This window comes from Martelella endophytica, assembly GCF_000960975.1.
Taxonomy (GTDB): domain Bacteria; phylum Pseudomonadota; class Alphaproteobacteria; order Rhizobiales; family Rhizobiaceae; genus Martelella; species Martelella endophytica.
On sequence record NZ_CP010803.1, the window covers coordinates 3,306,508 to 3,323,022 of the forward strand.

Genomic DNA, 16,515 nt, shown 5'->3' on the forward strand with positions numbered 1-16,515 from the left:
CAGACATGGAAACCAAGGCAAATTATTCAATCGTCGGCTTCTTTATCTTGCTCGTGCTCGCCGCGGCCGCCGGCTTCATCTACTGGATGGGCGAATATGGCCGCCAGGGGCCGATCGCCGAGCTCGTGGTGCGCATACCGGGCTCCGCCAACGGGCTGAGCGTCGGTTCGGCGGTGCGGTTCAACGGCATCCAGGTCGGCTCGATCCGCAAGCTGGAGATCGATCCCGCCGATCCGCGCTATACCATCGCCCGCACCGAGGTGAAGGCGGATACGCCGGTGCATGACACCACCAAGGCGAAGCTTGAGCTGCAGGGACTGACGGGCACTGGCTATATCGAGCTTTCGGCCAACGGTCAGGATGGCCCGAATATCCTGCAGCAAGCGCTGGAAGACGACAAGCCGGCCGAGCTGACGGCCGACAAGTCCAGCCTGTCGAACCTGCTCGCAACCGCCGACCAGATCATGCAGCGCATCGACAGCACGGTGACCGATGTCCAGAACATCGTCTCGGACGTCCGGTCGCCGCTCACCGACACCATTTCGAACATCGATACGTTTACGAAGGCGCTCGCCGACAATTCCGATGGAATCGGCAAGTTCCTGGCCTCCGTCGGAGACCTGTCCGATACGGTCGTATCGCTGACCCAGAAACTTGACCAGACGATCTCGACGATCGACGGCGTGGTCGCAGCGATCAATCCCGAAGACATCAAGAACATCGTTGCCAATGCCAACCGGATTACCGACAACGTCGCCAATGCATCCGGCAATTTCGACGAGATCGCCGCAAACCTGAACAGCGCGGTCGAGACCTATGCCGGCTTCGCCAAGAAGGCGCAGGATGCGCTCGACAAGGTCGACACCATCATCAGCTCTGTCGATGCCGCCAAGGTGGGCTCCTCGGTCGATGATTTCTCGGCGACGATGGCGGATGCGCGCGCGGCGGTGCAGTCGATCAAGGAAGTGGCCGACAGCGTCAACGCGCGCACCGAGAACATCGACACCGCAATCGACAATGTCAGCGAGATCGCAACCAAGCTCAACGACGCCTCGACCCGCGTGAACACCATCCTGGTGAAGGTCGACAAGCTGCTTGGCTCCGACAACGTCAATTCGCTTTCTGATCAGGCCCGCGATACGCTGGCGGCTGTCAAGGATGCGGCTGAGACGCTGCAGGCGCGGATCGGACCGATCACGGCTAATCTCGAGGAATTCTCGGGCTCGGGCCTGCGCGACGTCCGTGGCCTGGTTTCCGATACGCGGCGAACCGTCGATACGCTCAACCGCACCATCGAATCGCTCAGCCAGGATCCGCAGCAGCTGCTCTTCGGGCCGGAGGGCGTGAAGACCTACGACGGCCGCAACCGCTACTGATGGCGAACGCTGGCCGGTTCCTGGCGGGCCAGCCGGCGATTTCGCCAAAGGGGTTGAGATTTTGACGTTTTTTCTATTGAGTGGCTAAAACGCGACTGTCCGGAAGGGACTGCTGTCCTATGTATAGCGTAGGCCAGGCCTTGCCCTGGCATCACGCACCGCCTTGGCGGTCGGGATCATCATGGTGCTGTCGCGTTGCCTCCGGCTTGGTTGATGAAGCCTGTCGGTTTTTGAGTTCGGTATGCCGGGAAGGGTATTGGTCATGATGAGTGCGGCGATGGATAGGGCGAAGGGACTGGTGCTGCCGGTGCTGGGTCTCGGCTTTGCGCTTGCCGCCGTTACCGGCTGCGCCCGTGCACCGCGCGATACATTCGACCTGACGATGCAGACGACGGCGCTGACGGCAGAGGCCGCACGGCCGGCGGTCCGCACCCAGCTTCTGGTGCCAACGCCGAGCGCCATCGAAGCGCTCAGCAACCGCAACATCGTCGTGCGTCTCGGCGGCTCCGAGTTGCGCTATCTCGGCGGCGCCCAGTGGAGCGATCAGCTTCCAGCCGTCATCCAGTCCCGCCTTGTCGCGGGGCTTGAGAACACCGGCCATTTCGGCGGTGTCGGCATTCCGGGGCAGGGTCTGGCCATTGACTACCAGGTCGTTGTCGAAATCCGCGAATTCGCGATCGACGCCGTAGGCCCGGGCGCTGCCAATGTGGTGCTGTCGGTGAAGCTGCTTGATGACCGCAACGGCGTCGTGCGCGCCCAGCGGCTGTTCTCCGCAAGCGTTCCCGTGAACGCGTCAGGCTCCAACGGCACGCTGGTTGCGGCGCTGGACGAGGCCTTTGCCAGGACCCAAAGCGAGATCGTCACCTGGATCGCCGGCATCCTTTAAGCGAACGCCGTTTACACGGCTGCGGGTTTCCTGCAGCCGCCCGCCTATGTTCGGCCGGTTCCGGGTATTCCAGATTTTCTTGAGATCAGATGTCGCGCCGAGGCGTCCCGACGGGGACGCCTCTGACAACGACTTTACTTAAGCCGCCCGGATGCGTGGGCGAGCATGGTGTAGACCTTGCCGGTATCCGACGTCAGGTAGGCCTGCACGCCGGCGCGGTCGCGACCGTTTTTCATCACGTCTGAAAGCAGCTTTTCGAAGTCGGCGATGTAGCGGTCGACCGCCGTGCGGAATTCGCGGTCGCTTTCATACTTCGACTTGATGTCGTCGAAGGTCCGCTGGCCCTTCAGGGTGTAGAGCCGACGGGTGAAGATGTCGCGTTCGCCCTGCTGGTAACGGCGCCACAGCTCGACCGAAGCGTCGTGATCGATGGCACGGGCGATGTCGACCGAGAGCGAGTTCAGCGATTCGACCACCTGCTTCGGCTTGCGATCGGGCGCTGTCGGCTGGGCCGGGCGGCTTGCCGCGCCGCGGGCCGATTGGCCGGCTTCCTCGCGGGCCGCAGCGCGCAGCAGGTCGCTGATCCAGCCTTCGCCGCCCTGGGCAGCTGCCGGCTGGGCACGGGTCACGGCCTGGCGCGTTTCGCGGGCAGTGGCCGAGCCGGCCGTGCCGCGAAGGCTCGGAATGTCGTCGTCAACCTTGGGCATGGCAGCGGCGAGGGATCCTGCCGGCGGAGCCGAGAACGGGCGGATGGCCTCGCTGCGCGGCCGTTCTGCCGCGGCCGGCGCCGGCTTTTCGGCCGGTGGCGCGACCTGAGCGCGCGTGGCGCCTATGATCGAGGAAATGTCCTGCAGAGCGCGCACCTGATCTTCAACGGCGCGGCGCATGGCGGCAGCGCTTTCGCGTGCTTCCTCGGGCATTTCGTGAATGCCGCGCTTGACGGCATCGCGGGTGTTGTCGAACTCGGCGCGGATCTCGGTGGCGACACGTTCGATCTCGCGGGTTGCGCCGGCAAAGCGTGATGCGGCGTCTTCCACGGAACTGCGCATCGTCTCGCTCAGGCGGGCGGACATGTCCTCGGCCTCGCGGTTCGTCTTGTCGATCGTTGCCGTGATCGTCGCGGCAACCGCCTTCAGGCCGCTCTCGATCTCCTTCGAGCGTTCGGCGAGACCGGTGGAGAGCTCGCCCAGGGCCTGCTGGCGCTCGTCGAGCGTGCCCGCGAGGCCGGACTGGGCCTGATCGATGAGGTTCGAGGCGCGATCGAGGATACCAGCATGGCTCTCGATTTCGGAGACGAGACCGCGCACGAAGCTGAGCGCGTTCTGGCTGGAGGCATCGAGCCGCTCAACCTTGCCGTCGAGAAGCGCGCTGGTCTCGGACATCGCCTCAGCCGAGCGCTGGGCCGTGTCGCGCACGGACCGCGCGGTGGCGGAGAGATTTTCGTCAAGCGTCGACAGGTGCGAGGCGGCCTCGTCGACGACGCCTGCAAGTTGCTGATGGCTTTCGCCGAGGCGATGGCCCAGCGCCTGCACGTGGTTGGTGAGGTTCTGGCTGTCGCTGCGGAGCTGCTCGCTGCTGCGTTCGGTCGCAGCGGCGATTTCGGCGGCAGCCTCGCGGCCGGTTTCCCCATAGCGCTCGATCAGCGGACGCGCCTTTTCATCGATCAGCGCGTTGAGTTCGGCAGTGTGGCCGGAGAGCATCGAATTCATGCCGCGAGCGCGTTCGTCAAGCGCAGCGTTGACGGCCTGGCTGCGGGCTGCGATGGCGCGGTCGACGGCGCCAAGCGTTTCCTCAAGCGCGGCGAACTGGCCGCTGAGGCTGTCGCGCAGCGACTGTGCGCGCTCGGTCATCATCCGCTCGTTCTCGGCCAGGCTTTCCGACAGCGCATCCGCCGCACCGGAAAGGCCGACATTGATGCTTGCGCCGCGCTCGGCGAGCAGGGTTTCCGCCTCGCTCATCGTGTCGCGGATGGCAGCGATCTGGTTGTCGATGCGAGCGCTGGTCGCCGTGATGATTTCGGAGATACGGGCGCTGTTTTCGCTGGCGCTCTGGCCGGCAGCCTCGGCCTGGCTGGTGAGTTCACCCTGCAGGGCACGGGCGCGTTCGAAGATTTCCGAGCTGCTGGTTTCCAGGCCGGCACGGACATTGGCGTATGAGGCTTCGACCTGGCGGGTGAAGGTCTCACCGGTCACCTCGAGCTTCTGGCGCATGTCCTCGGCGTCGCGGTTCATCGCGGCGGCGGCCTCGGAAATGGTCTCGCGCAGACGACCGGCGAGGTTGCCGGCCTGGCGGTCCATCGTGCCGTTGACGTTTTCGAGGCCGGCATCGATGGCGCGCTCGAACTTGCCGAAGCGCTCCTCGATACGCGCGCTGCCATCATCGAGGGCGCCGGCGATCGCATCGCGGCGGCTGTCGAGCGACTGGGCCAGGCGATCTGCGGCTGCGGCACTGGCGTCATCGATGCGTTGCGCCTTGGCGTCGAGCATGCCGGAAAGCCGCTCGTCGAGCTGCTCGCCGGAAAGTGCGAAGGAGTTCTCGTGCGTCAACAGGGTCTCGTGCAGTCGGCCGGCAACGTTCTCAGCGGTGGCTTCGAAGCGTGTGGCATTGTCGTGCAGGACCTCCGAGATGCGACGCTCGGCCTCTTCGCCGGCGACGCGCATGCGATCCGCGGTGTCGTTGCCGGCGCGCTCGAAAGCGCTGCGCTGCTCGGCAAGCGAGGCCGAAAGCCGGCCCTGCAAGGCACTGCCGGACTGTTCGATCTCGGCGGCGTAGCGAGAAAGCGTGCCGTCGAGACGCTCGCCGGTTTCGTTGGCAAGATTGGCGAGGCGGTTGGTGCCGCTCTCGATCTCGCCGGCATGGCGGCCCAGGCTTTCGTTGAGGGCGCCGAAGGAGGTTTCCACCCGGCCGGTCATCGCATCGGCGGACTGGTTGATCAGCCCGGCAGCGCGGGTGACCTTGTCGGCAATCGCGCCGGCGGAATCGCGCAGGCTTTCATCCAGGCGGACACTCGACTTCTCGATCGTGTGGCGCAGCGAATCCTCGCGCGTCTCCAGCGACATTTCGAGCAGGCTGGAGGAGGCGGCAAGCGTGGTGGCAATGTTGGTGCCAGCCTCGGAGAGGGTTTCGGAAAGCGTCGAACGGCCACTCTCGATGGCGTCACCGAGCTGAACGGCGCCCGCGCCGAAGCTTTCTTCCAGACGACGGTGACCGTCGGCGTAGATATCGCGCAGGCTCGCCTCGCGGCTGGTGAAGGTCGCGGTGATGCGGCCGTCAAAGTCGGCAAACTTGTCGTCGAGCGTGGATGTACGGTTGTCGATGGCGCCCTCGAGCCGCTCGGCGGCCTGATCGTAGGCGCTGGCGAGCCGGCTCTGACCATTGTTGACGGCGCCCTCCAGCCGCGACGTCTGTGCCTCGATAGTCTGGCCAAGGGTTTCCTCGGCGGTCGAAAGCGTCGCGGTGAGAAGGATTGCCTGCTCGTTCAGGCGTTCGCCGAGGCGGTCTGCTGCCCCGGAAAGAACGGTGTTGATTCCGTTCTCGCCATCGCCGATCTGGGCATTGAAGCGCGCGAGCTGGGCGTCGAGCCGTTCGGAGGCGTTCGAAAGCGAGCCGGTGAGGCGCTCATTGCCGGCCGTGAAGGTACCTTCGAGACGCGACGTCTGTGCCTCGATGGTCTGGCCGAGGGTTTCCTCGGCTGTCGAAAGCGTCGCGGTGAGCAGGATCGCCTGCTCGTTCAGACGCTCGCCCAGACGGTCTGCTGCGCCGGAAAGAACGGTGTTGATGCCGTTCTCGCCATCGCCGATCTGGGCATTGAAGCGCGCGAGCTGGGCGTCGAGCCGTTCGGAGGCGTTCGAAAGCGAGCCGGTGAGGCGCTCATTGCCGGCCGTGAAGGTACCTTCGAGACGCGACGTCTGTGCCTCGATGGTCTGGCCGAGGGTTTCCTCGGCGGTCGAAAGCGTCGCGGTGAGCAGGATTGCCTGCTCGTTCAGGCGCTCGTTGAGCCGGTCGGCGGCGCCGGACAGCACGGTGTTGATGCCATTCTCGCCGTCGCCGATCTGGGCGTTGAAGCGCGCAAGCTGGGCGTCGATGCGCTCGGAAGCGTTGTCGAACGAACCGGCGAGGCGTTCATGACCGGTCGAAAGCGCGCCTTCCAGCCGCTCCGTATGGGATTGCAGGGTCTGACCGAGGGTTTCTTCCGCAGTCGAGAGCGAAGCCGTCAGCAGGATCGCCTGTTCGGTGAGGCGCTCGTCGATGCGCTCGGTGACGCCGGTGATGGCGGCAGTGATACCGCTCTCGCCCGTGCCGACGCGCTCGTTGAAACGCTCGAGCTGGGCTTCAAGCCGATCGGATGCACCGGAGAGCGAACCCGTGAGGCGCTCATGACCGCTCTTCAGCGTTTCATCGAGCCGCTCGGTCTCGGACTTCAGCGTCGCGCCGAAGGTTTCCTCGCTGGCGGAGAGGGTTGCGGCAAGCATGATCGCGTGTTCGTTCATGCTGTCTTGCAGGCGGTCGGCTGCGCCGCTGATGGTGGCGGTAATGCCGCTCTCGCCGTTTCCGACCCTGTCGGTGAAATCGGAAAGCTGGGCATCGATGCGGTCGGCTGCGCCGGAGAGCGAGCCACCGAGACGCTCATGGCCCGCACGCAACGATTCCTCAAGGCGCACCGTGCCGGCCTCGAGCGTCTGGCCGATGGTTTCTTCGCTCGTCGAAAGCGTCGTCGCCAGCATGATGGCCTGGTCGTTCATACGCTCGTTCAGCCGCGAGCCTGCATCGTCGAGAGCGGAACTGATCGTTGCTTCGCCGCTGGTGATCTGGGCGCCAAAGCGCTGCAGCCGCTCATCAAGCCTGGTCTCGGCATCGCCAAGAATGCCCGAAAGCGCGCTCTTCTCAGCACCAAGCGTCGCACCGAGGGTATCGGTGTGGCTGGTGATCGTCTGGTCGAGCATCTCGGTGCTGGCCGAAAGCGTCGCCGCCAGCGTCAGCGTATGGTCGCCCATGCGTTCGTTGAAGCGGTCGCTGGCTTCCGACAGCATCGCATCAATGCTGGCTTCGCCTTCGCCCAGCGCCTGCTGCATGCGGCCAAGACTGCCGTCGAGGCGCGATTCGATAGTGTTGCCGCTTTCCTCGAATCGGCTCGCAAAGCCATCGAGCGTGCTGTCGAGGCTGGCGCCAAGGCGGGAAACGGTGGTTTCGATACGCTGATCGACGGCGGCACTGCGCTCCTCGAACTGGCGGGCCATCGCCTCGTTGGTCTCGCTGAGGCGGCTGGTGAAGCGCGCTTCGGTTTCACCGATGGTCGCCGACAGGCCGGTGGTGACGCGGTCGAGCGCCTCCGACATGGTCTTTTCGCTCGAAGAGGCGGCCTCGAGCAGCGCTTCGGAGCGGCGGCCAACGGTTTCCGAAAGGTTCTCACCCGTTTCGGCGAGAGCGGCCGTCAGGCGTTCGGTGTCGTCGTTAAGGCGCGAGGCGGAGCCGTGGAAATCCTCGATCAGGGTGCGACCGCGTTCTTCGAAACGGCTGGAGAGGTCGTTGAAGCGCTTGTCGAAAAGCTCGGTCAGTTCGCCGTAGCTGCGGTCGAATTCCCCGCGCAGCGTGGTGGTACGCTTCTCCAGGAGCTCGCCGATGTTCGAGGCGGCGCGGCTGGCATTCTCGTCGATGATGGCGGCCCGGGTCTCGATCATCTCGGCAACGCCGGCGCCGGCGGTCGTGACCTTGCGGGTCAGATCGTCCATCACCGTACCGATTTCGCTCTTGAGCTGGTCGTTGGTGCCGAGGATCGATGTGCGGATGCGCGCGGCGTGATTGACCACGGCCTCGCGCTCGGCGGAAAGCTCCTGCACCAGGTTGCGGATGCGCAGCTCGTTTTCGGCGTAGCTGCGTTCCAGCGCATTCACCTCGGAATGGACGAGGTTTTCCAGTTCGGAGGCGCGGGCGATGGTCCGCTCGATGCCTTCGTTCATGGCATAGACTTCGCTGCGCACAGCCTGGCTGACGCTGCGGACCTGCTGAGCGGCATGCTCGTCCGGTTCCGACAGACGCAGCGCGACCTCGGCCATCGAGCGCGCGGCTTCCTGCATGTCGCGGGCGCGGGCGAGCATCATGTTGAAGGCATAGATGACAAAGACGGGCGCAAGCGTCAGCGTGGCCGCGACCCCGATGCCCTCGATCCCAAGGATTTCGGCGAAGGAGCTTGCATTGAAGATCTTCGAGCCGAGAACGACCAGGGTGCCGGCAATGCCGAGGCCGAGCCAGCCGGCGGACATGATCGTTGAGTTGCGCAGCGCTTCCATGGTGGAGCGGCGTTCGAAGGCGCGCAGCACGCGCTGGTTGGAAAACCGGCCAGGATCGTTGGCGGGCCGGAATTCCGGCGATTTCGGGCGGGCCGCGGTGGCGCGGTCGTTTTCCGGGCGCGGCGGACGGGCAGGGGTGTCTGCCGGGCGTTCCGCACGGGTTTCCGTCGCCGTCTTCTCACCAGCGTCGCCGTCGACATCGGGCGCCAGCGCATCTTCGAGTGCGTTGATTGCCTGCTCGTCGAGCGAAGAACCGCTTACTTGTTTCGCCATGGTACGCCTCGTGCCACACGGCCCGCTTCGCCACATTCCTGTCGCGAAGGCGGACCTGATACTCTCTCAATGGTTCAAACCGCGAAGTGTCCCCGCGATTCCCGCCAAAGCCCCTGAAATAGACCCCAAATGCCTTGCCGTATCGGCCTTTTCTCGCTCACAATCGTGTCGAGAGGCAGGCAAATGTCTTCTTTTTCAAAGGATTACCCACATTTTTCATCGCATATTCGCTTTTGCCATACAACACGCTCGGCCGCGCCGCCTGCTTCTGTCCCCCGCCAATGGTGGACGACGCGGCCAAAATGGCCTGCAAAAAGCAATCAAATTCCGGCGTTTAGCGAATATTAACCATAATGCGCCTTTTCACCCGCTTTGCAAATCGACCGCCGGCGGGGCAGGGGGCAGGTAAATCGATGGTGATCCCGCCGATATTGACTGAGGCGCTGGAATGAACGAAACACCGGGCTTCGGCAGACGAATGCAAGGCTTCCCGACATGCTCAAACTCAAGTTCATCGGCAATGACGAGACGGTCTATGACCTCGAGGTCAGCCCCGGCTCCAGCGTGATGGAAAATGCCGTGCGCAACAGCGTACCCGGCATCGAAGCCGAGTGCGGTGGCGCCTGCGCCTGCGCCACCTGTCATGTCTATGTCGATCCAGACTGGATGGCGAAAGTTGGCGAGCCCGAGCCGATGGAAGAAGACATGCTCGACTTCGCCATCGATGTCCGCGCGAATTCGCGGCTTTCCTGTCAGATCGAAATGCGTGACGAGCTTGACGGGCTGACCGTGCGCATTCCCGAACGTCAGGGTTGACGCCGCGGTGGACCGTCTGATGCCGTCAGTTTTCGCCCCCCGCCGATTGCGACTTGCGCACGGACGCACGCTGACGCTCGGCCCGACCGGCGTCCTGATGGCGATCGTCAACGTCACGCCGGATTCCTTTTCCGATGGCGGCCAGTTCGTGAGCGTCGACGAGGCCGTTGCCTTCGCGCTCGCGGCGGTGGCAGACGGTGCTTCGATCCTCGACATCGGCGGCGAATCGACCCGGCCCGGCGCGGACGCGGTCTCCGCCGCAGAAGAACAGGCCCGCATCCTTCCGGTGATATCGGCGATAGCGCGGAAGACCGATGCGCTGATCTCCGTTGATACCTATCGGGCCGAGACGGCGGAGATGGCGATCTCGGCCGGTGCGCATCTCATCAACGACATTGCGGGAGGCACGGCCGAGCCGGATATACTGCGGGTGGCGGCCAGGATGGGAGCCGCCTATTGCCTGATGCACACCAGCAGGCGCGCCGACAAGCGGGCCGATCCGCTGGAAGATCAGCTCGCCTTCTTGGAGCCGGCGCTTGCCGCTGCGCGAGCGGCTGGCATTTCCGACGACCAGCTGCTGATCGATCCCGGTTTCGGCTTCGGCAAGGACGGCGCGGAAAATCTCGACATCATGGCACATCTCGATGTGCTGCACCGCCTTGGTCTTCCGCTCCTCATCGGCACATCGCGCAAACGCTTTGTCGCGACGCTGAGCGGCGGCGATAATCTCTCCCGCGACTTCGGAACGGCGGCGACCACCGTGATCACCCGGATGGCCGGCGGCGCGGTGTTCCGCGTGCATAATGTCAGCGCCAACCGGGCGGCACTTGCTTTCGCTGACGCGATGATCGCGCGTGAGGCCGACTGAGGCCGTTATTCGGAAGGCTTCGCATCCATCAGGTTGCGCATGGGCCAATGGCGGCCTAGAACTGGCCGGCTCGGAAGCCGCACCCGCTTTCTTAACCTTCGCGTCCAGGGAGACCAGCGATGAACGGCCGCTACACCATCGTGCTCAAGAATTGCGCCTTCTTTTCCACCCATGGCGTGATGCCGGAGGAAGAGACGCTCGGCCAGCGCTTCTATGTCGATGCGACGCTGAATATCATCGATGAAAATGCCGTCCTGAACGATGACTTCTCCGCCGCCGTCGATTACGGCGAGGTCTACAAGGTCATTTCCGAAGTGGTGACGAAGCGTCGCTTCCGGCTGATCGAGGCGCTTGCCCACGCGATCGCTGTTGCTGTCTGCGACCGGTATGCGCCGATCCGCTCGGTCGAGATCGTCGTGCGCAAGCCGTCCGCCCCGGTGCACGGCCTGCTCGACTATGCCGAGGCGCGTGTCAGCTATGACGCGGGTTGAGGCTACTCTCAGCCTCGGTGCCAATTTGGGCGATCCAAAGAGCACGATGGCGGCCGCGCTCGTGTCGCTCGACGCCGTTGCGGATGTTCGTGTCAGCACGGTGTCTCGTCTTTACCGGACGCCGCCCTGGGGGCCGGTGGAACAGCCGCCTTTCATCAATTGCTGTGCGCTGGTTGCCACGACGCTCGCCCCCGACGCGCTGATGCAGCTATGCCTTGACATCGAGAAGAGGCTGAAGCGTGTCCGCGACGTCCGCTGGGGGCCACGCGTGATCGATATCGACATTCTGACCTATGGAGCTGAGGTGATCGATACACCGCTCATCACCGTGCCGCATCCGCGCATGACCGAGCGGGGTTTCGTGCTGGTGCCACTCGCCGAGATCGCGCCCGAACTGCGTGTGCTGGGCCGCACGATCCGGGACTGGCTCTCTGCGACGGATGTCACGGGGATCGAGCTGCTCACCGATGACGGGCACTGGTGGCGATAGCTATTTGATGGCGCCGACAGCGAGCGCGTCGGTTTCACGTTTCAGCGAAAGGCCAATGACGGGCACGAAGCGGGTGCCGCCCTTGATCAGGAGCGTGATGTTGAAATTCTCCGCATCCAGCAGGTTGGCGACTAGCGCGCCGGTCACCTTGTCGCGTTTCAGCTGAATCACCGCCTTGCCATCCTCGATCACACCGTCCGTCACATCGAGGCCTTCGCCTTCGCTGCCGTCCAGGAACTGGCCGCGATAGGTATCGCCTTCGCGGATGAAGACGGCGGTGACGGGGTGGGAGAACATGCCGGTGCGGCAGCGACCGTCGAGCCGGAAGCCGGTCCCGCCATCTTCGAGCGGCAGGCCGTCGAGCTCGCAGCGGAAGCGGGTGCCCTTCATCTTGCCCTCGACGATTTCACCTGGGCCAGACCACTTGCCGGCGACGTCGTTGAAGAAATCGCGATCGGCACGGTCGTTCGCCGTGGCGGATTGCGCCGATGCGCAGATGAGCGCGGCGAAGAGAGCAGCGGTGCTGATGAGGCGGGCATCGGAGCGAGGCATCGTGCGGTCATCCATGGTTGTGGAAGCCGCAGGATGGGGCGGAATGGTTAATGTTCGGTTTCGGCGGCGAGATCCGCCCCGCCGTTCAGGGTTTCGACAGATCTCGCTTCGTGCCGGGACCGAGGTCGGAGATGAAATCGGCCATGCTCGGCCGCTTCAGCGCGTTGAACGGCATCGGCCGGCAGAGATCCATCGCGGCAATCCCGATCCGCGCGGTCATCAGGCCATTGATGAGGCCTTCTCCGAAGCGGGCCGAGAGTTTCGAAGCAAGCCCGTGACCGAGCACCTGCTGCACAAGACTGTCGCCGACAGCGATGGAGCCGGTGACCGCGAGGTGGGCGAGCACGTCGCGCACAAGCCGGAACAGGCCGAGCGAACCCGGCCGGCCGCCATAAAGCTCTGCCATGTTGCGCACCAGCCGGATCGATTCATAGAACACATAGATAAGGTCGACGGCGGCCCGCGGGCTGATGGCGGTGACCACCGAGACCCGCTTCGAGGCGTTGAGAATGAGTGCCCTGGCCTTGAGGTCAAGAGGCCCCATCATCTCGCGCTCGCAAAAGCCAATCAGTTCCGGTGCGTCGACCACTTCGTCGTCCAGCTCGGCAAGCCGCTTGCGGCCGCGCGCGGTCTCGGCCTTGCCGGCGAGGAAGGCGGAAAGCTCTGCCGCCGCCTTGCGCGCTTGCCTGGCGTCGTTGCCGGCTTGGGCTTCGGCGATTTTCACCTTGATATGCTGGATCGCGCCCAGCCGCAGGATCGCGATCGTCTCGCGCGCGGCAACCACAAGTCCGGCGAAGACACCGACGCCGACGGCGCCGAGGGCGAGCCAGCCGAGCCAGGGGGCACGGGCGAACAGGCTGCGCACCAGGTCGTCGATCCAGAGCCCGAGCGCGAGCGTGAGCACGATGCTGAACGCGGCCATGGCGAGTTTGGTGAAGGAAAAGCCGCGCTTCTTCATCACCGCAACCGGCGGATCGAGCTCGTCGGCGGCTATCTCGGTGTCACCTCTGAGAAAGGGATCTTCGTCATCCGGTGTGACATGAATGCTTGGATCGTCGAAGTGCCGCGGCTGCCGCGGCGCCTCCTCGTTGCGATGCGGCCGGTCATCGCCGACATCGAAAGCGGCGGGGCGTCGGGGATCGTTGGTGCTCATGCCAGCCGGTCTCCCAGAAGGAATTGCAGGGCGCGGTCGAGCCGGATATGCGGCAGCGAAATGCCGTCCTCGGCATCGATGTTGATCTCGGGCGGGCGGAAGCGCACGGCGTTGACGTCGGCGAGTTCCTTCGGCGCCGCACCGCCCTTGCGCAGCAGCCGGAAAAACGCTTCGGGATTGGCGGGAAGGTCGCCGGGAAAAATTGCGGTTTTTCGTTTACCGTCAAATATTTCGGAGCCGATCTTCTCACCGGATATTGGTGTCCCGACGATGACGGGCAGGGTGGCTTCGCCGCTTTCGACGGTGGCCTCTCGCGTCGCCCGGACCGAGGCGATCGCCATCACTTCGATACCGGCGCCCGAGGCACCGATAGTCTTTGCGGCGTTATCGACCAGGCGGCGGGTGAGCTTCTCCAGCCGGTCATGGCTTTCATGGTGCAGGTGATCGGCCTTGGTGGCGGCGATCAGCACCTTGTCGATCCGCCGGCGCACCAGCGACGAGAGGAAGGAATTGCGGCCGGGTCGGAAGCAGGCGAGCACCTCGGTCAGCGCCCGCTCGAGGTCGGCGACCGCCTCGGGACCTCTGCTCAGCGCCTGCAGCGTGTCGACCAGCACGATCTGCCGGTCGAGCCGGGCGAAGTGGTTGCGGAAGAAAGGCCTGACGACGACCGATTTGTAGGCCTCGTAGCGTCGTTCCATCTGGGCGGCGAGAGAGCCGCGCTTCGGCTTGTCGGACCCAAGGCCAGGCAAAGGCGCGAAGGTGAGGGCGGGCGAGCCCTCGAGGTCGCCCGGCATCAGGAAACGTCCCGGCGGCAGCGTCGAAAGCGAGTGCTCGTCGGCGCGGCAGGCGGTCAGGTAGGCAGCGAATCGCTCATGCAACGCCTTCATGGTTTTCTCGTCCGCCGGCGCATCGTAGTCGAGCGATCTGGCAAAGGTGAGCCAGTCGTTGGAAAGCTTCGCCCGCGTTCCCGCCATTGCCTGCTCTTCTGTCTCTTTCGAGAAGCTTGCGAAATCCTGTCCGAGCAGCGGCAGGTCGAGTAGCCATTCTCCTGGATAATCAACGATATCGATGGAAATCCTGCCACGGGAAAAGAGGCGGTTCCAGCGGCTGGCACTTTCATATTCGAGCGTCAGCCGAAGCTCCGAAATGGCGCGCGTCGAATCGGGCCAGATACGGTCGTCAACGAGCCGGTCGATATGGGTTTCGTAGTCGAAGCGCGGGATCTGGTCGTCCGGCTGGTCCTCGAGGCGGACCGTCGAAAGTCGACCCGAACGCATCGCTTCGAACATCGGCAGCCGCCCGCGATGCAGCAGGTTGTGAACCAGCGAGGCGATGAACACGGTCTTGCCGGCGCGCGAAAGCCCGGTGACGCCGAGGCGCAAGGTCGGCTGCACAAGATCGGCGGCACGGTCGGTGATGTTGTCGAGCGTCAGTCTGGCATTGTCGCCGAGCGACGTATGGATGGGCGTCAAGTCTGGCTTCCTCGCGCATTTTCAAGGGTGCGGCTCGGGAAGCGGCACCTTGTTGATGCAATATAGGCAAGGCAGGCCGGGTATGAAAGGCAATCAGGGGGCGAGGAATTCGGTCAGATGCCATGAAGGGGCGTCGCCGCCTTCACCGGTGCCCGCATAATCGAGCACGGCAACGCCTGACGTCGGGTAGCCATAGGGGCAGGCCTTATTGAAGGCCTCGTAGCCGACCAGCATCAGCAGGGCTTCCTCGATGCCGGGATTATGGCCAACGATCATCACTGCGGCGGCGTCGCACTCTTCAATGGCTTCGAGATAGGTGATGGGAGCCGCCTGATAGAAGTCATCGAGGAACCGGCAGGTCGGCGAGCGGCCCAGCGCGCGGTAGGCGGCATCGGCCGTCTGCCGGCAGCGCATGGCGGATGAAGAAAGGATCAGGTCGGGCACGAATCCGTTCTGCTTCAGTCGCTTGGCCATGGCCTCGGCATCATCTGCTCCGCGCTTGGACAGCAGGCGTTCGTAATCACGAATGTTCGGCTCCGGCCACACGGCCTGGGCGTGCCGGACAAGATAGATCCGTTCGGGTGGCGGGCTGATTGTCGACATCTTTCTACTCGAGGCGGCGCGTCGCTGTTCTGCTGCGGGCTGAACATGCCCTTAGCATGAATGTCGCGCAAGCCCTTCCGGTTTTTTGGCTCGGGCGGCGGTCTGCGGGCGCTTTTTAGGTTTTCCACAATGATCATTTATGCGGCGCCCTCGGCCGTTTGCGAAACGATTTTAGCGCTTGATGAGCGCGGTTGCGCGGAATCGGCGTGGATTTCGCCCCGGTTGCGGCAAAATTGCATAAAATCCAGTCGCGGGGCCTATTTTTTTGACAGTTTTGTAACTGCTTAATTTTCAATCATAGGCTTGAATCGCGATATTTGTTTGGGATATACACCGCGCGTGGGGTGTTGTTCAGGAGAATGGCTTTGAACAAGAACATTGATCTTAGTAGCTATGTTCTCTCCGATGACGAAGAGTTCATGAATCCCAACCAGCGGGCCTATTTCCGCGCAAAACTGATCGCTTGGAAAAACGACATTTTGCGTGAGGCGCGTGAGACGCTCGAAAATCTGGCAGCCGAAAGCGCGAACCACCCGGATCTTGCCGACCGGGCTTCCTCCGAAACCGACCGTTCCATCGAATTGCGAGCACGCGATCGTCAGCGCAAGCTGATCTCCAAGATTGACGCGGCGCTGCGCCGAATTGATGACGGAACTTACGGTTACTGCGAGGAGACGGGTGAGCCGATCGGTCTTCGCCGGCTTGATGCGCGTCCGATCGCGACCTTGTCGATCGAGGCGCAGGAGCGCCACGAGCGACGCGAAAAAGTCTATCGCGACGAATGAACATCAAAAGGCCGCGTCAGTCACCTGACGCGGCCTTTTGATTTGCATCGTTGCCTTTGCGGCTTCAGGCCTGAGGGCCACTGGTTTTCGGTGTGGCTGTTTCGGCCGGCTGGCCTTCCGCGCGCGGATGGCGGGCGCCGATCGGTGCGGGAATCCGTGTTTCCAGCAACAGATCGTTCGGGCCGCCGATCATCACCAGATGTTCGACATTGTCGCGTCGGATCAGCACGATGCGTCGACGCGCATCGACGGCTGCGGCATCGACGACGAAGAGCCGCGGCCTGCGGTTCTTGCCGCCCTTGATGAATGGTGACGGCGGCCGGTGGCGCAGCAGGAACCAGATGGCAAGCACGGCCAGGATGATGACCCCGATCGCAAGCGTCGGGAAATCGAAAATGGCTCCGCTCCAGTCCAGGCTTCCCATCGCTATTCCTCTTCTCTTTCATGCGGCGCTCATCCTCGG

The 16,515-nt window shown here is 63.8% G+C and carries 13 protein-coding genes; 7 read left to right on the forward strand and 6 right to left on the reverse strand.

Annotation, left to right across the window (positions count from 1 at the left end):
* Positions 1 to 5: 5 nt before the first annotated feature.
* Both TM49_RS15125 and TM49_RS15130 read left to right on the forward strand, forming a co-directional pair.
* A complete protein-coding gene (locus TM49_RS15125) occupies positions 6 to 1,376 on the forward strand; it encodes an MlaD family protein (protein ID WP_045682488.1) in 1,371 nt (456 codons plus the stop codon).
* Positions 1,377 to 1,653: 277 nt separating this feature from the next.
* The gene (locus TM49_RS15130; RefSeq protein WP_045685307.1) at positions 1,654 to 2,262 is read left to right on the forward strand and encodes an ABC-type transport auxiliary lipoprotein family protein; all 609 of its coding nucleotides are present in this window, start codon (positions 1,654 to 1,656) and stop codon (positions 2,260 to 2,262) included.
* 134 nt (positions 2,263 to 2,396) lie between these two features.
* On the opposite strand, the gene TM49_RS15135 is transcribed toward TM49_RS15130, so the two are convergent.
* Positions 2,397 to 8,822 carry an apolipoprotein A-IV repeat region-like domain-containing protein gene (locus TM49_RS15135; protein WP_045682490.1) on the reverse strand — a complete coding sequence of 2,142 codons (6,426 nt, stop codon included), beginning with the start codon at positions 8,820 to 8,822 and terminating at the stop codon, positions 2,397 to 2,399.
* A gap of 495 nt (positions 8,823 to 9,317) precedes the next feature.
* On the opposite strand from TM49_RS15135, the gene TM49_RS15140 reads away from it, so the two are divergent.
* The 4 genes from TM49_RS15140 to folK all read left to right on the forward strand — a co-directional run bounded on the left by TM49_RS15140 (position 9,318) and on the right by folK (position 11,487).
* Entirely contained in the window at positions 9,318 to 9,638 is a 321-nt protein-coding gene (locus TM49_RS15140) for a 2Fe-2S iron-sulfur cluster-binding protein (protein WP_045682492.1), read from the forward strand.
* Positions 9,639 to 9,657: 19 nt separating this feature from the next.
* Positions 9,658 to 10,506: a dihydropteroate synthase gene (gene folP, locus TM49_RS15145; RefSeq protein WP_045685308.1), complete on the forward strand. Its 849-nt coding sequence runs from the start codon at positions 9,658 to 9,660 to the stop codon at positions 10,504 to 10,506.
* Positions 10,507 to 10,625: 119 nt separating this feature from the next.
* Complete coding sequence (gene folB / locus TM49_RS15150) at positions 10,626 to 10,997, forward strand: dihydroneopterin aldolase (protein WP_045682494.1); 372 nt, start codon at positions 10,626 to 10,628, stop codon at positions 10,995 to 10,997.
* Positions 10,963 to 11,487 (forward strand): 2-amino-4-hydroxy-6-hydroxymethyldihydropteridine diphosphokinase, encoded by a 525-nt coding sequence (gene folK / locus TM49_RS15155; protein ID WP_082074762.1) that lies wholly within the window; start codon positions 10,963 to 10,965, stop codon positions 11,485 to 11,487. Before folB ends, folK begins: the two co-directional genes overlap by 35 nt.
* On the opposite strand, the gene TM49_RS15160 is transcribed toward folK, so the two are convergent.
* From TM49_RS15160 to TM49_RS15175, 4 genes are all read right to left on the reverse strand, one after another.
* Positions 11,488 to 12,039, reverse strand: coding sequence for a hypothetical protein (locus TM49_RS15160; RefSeq protein ID WP_144409576.1), 552 nt, complete (start codon positions 12,037 to 12,039; stop codon positions 11,488 to 11,490).
* Between the two features lie 85 nt (positions 12,040 to 12,124).
* Positions 12,125 to 13,192, reverse strand: coding sequence for a YcjF family protein (locus TM49_RS15165; RefSeq protein WP_045682498.1), 1,068 nt, complete (start codon positions 13,190 to 13,192; stop codon positions 12,125 to 12,127).
* On the reverse strand, positions 13,189 to 14,664 hold the full coding sequence (locus TM49_RS15170; RefSeq protein ID WP_045682500.1) for a YcjX family GTP-binding protein: 1,476 nt from the start codon (positions 14,662 to 14,664) through the stop codon (positions 13,189 to 13,191). The genes TM49_RS15165 and TM49_RS15170 overlap by 4 nt, the downstream gene beginning before the upstream one ends.
* Before the next feature lie 93 nt (positions 14,665 to 14,757).
* On the reverse strand, positions 14,758 to 15,267 hold the full coding sequence (locus TM49_RS15175; protein WP_045682502.1) for a SixA phosphatase family protein: 510 nt from the start codon (positions 15,265 to 15,267) through the stop codon (positions 14,758 to 14,760).
* Between the two features lie 365 nt (positions 15,268 to 15,632).
* Here TM49_RS15175 and dksA point away from each other — a divergent pair, with 365 nt between their 5' ends.
* Positions 15,633 to 16,052, forward strand: a complete 420-nt coding sequence (gene dksA, locus TM49_RS15180) for an RNA polymerase-binding protein DksA (protein ID WP_045682504.1) — start codon at positions 15,633 to 15,635, stop codon at positions 16,050 to 16,052.
* Between the two features lie 64 nt (positions 16,053 to 16,116).
* Here dksA and TM49_RS15185 read toward each other — a convergent pair whose 3' ends face one another.
* On the reverse strand, positions 16,117 to 16,476 hold the full coding sequence (locus tag TM49_RS15185) for a flagellar biosynthetic protein FliO (RefSeq protein ID WP_045682506.1): 360 nt from the start codon (positions 16,474 to 16,476) through the stop codon (positions 16,117 to 16,119).
* Positions 16,477 to 16,515: the final 39 nt, after the last annotated feature.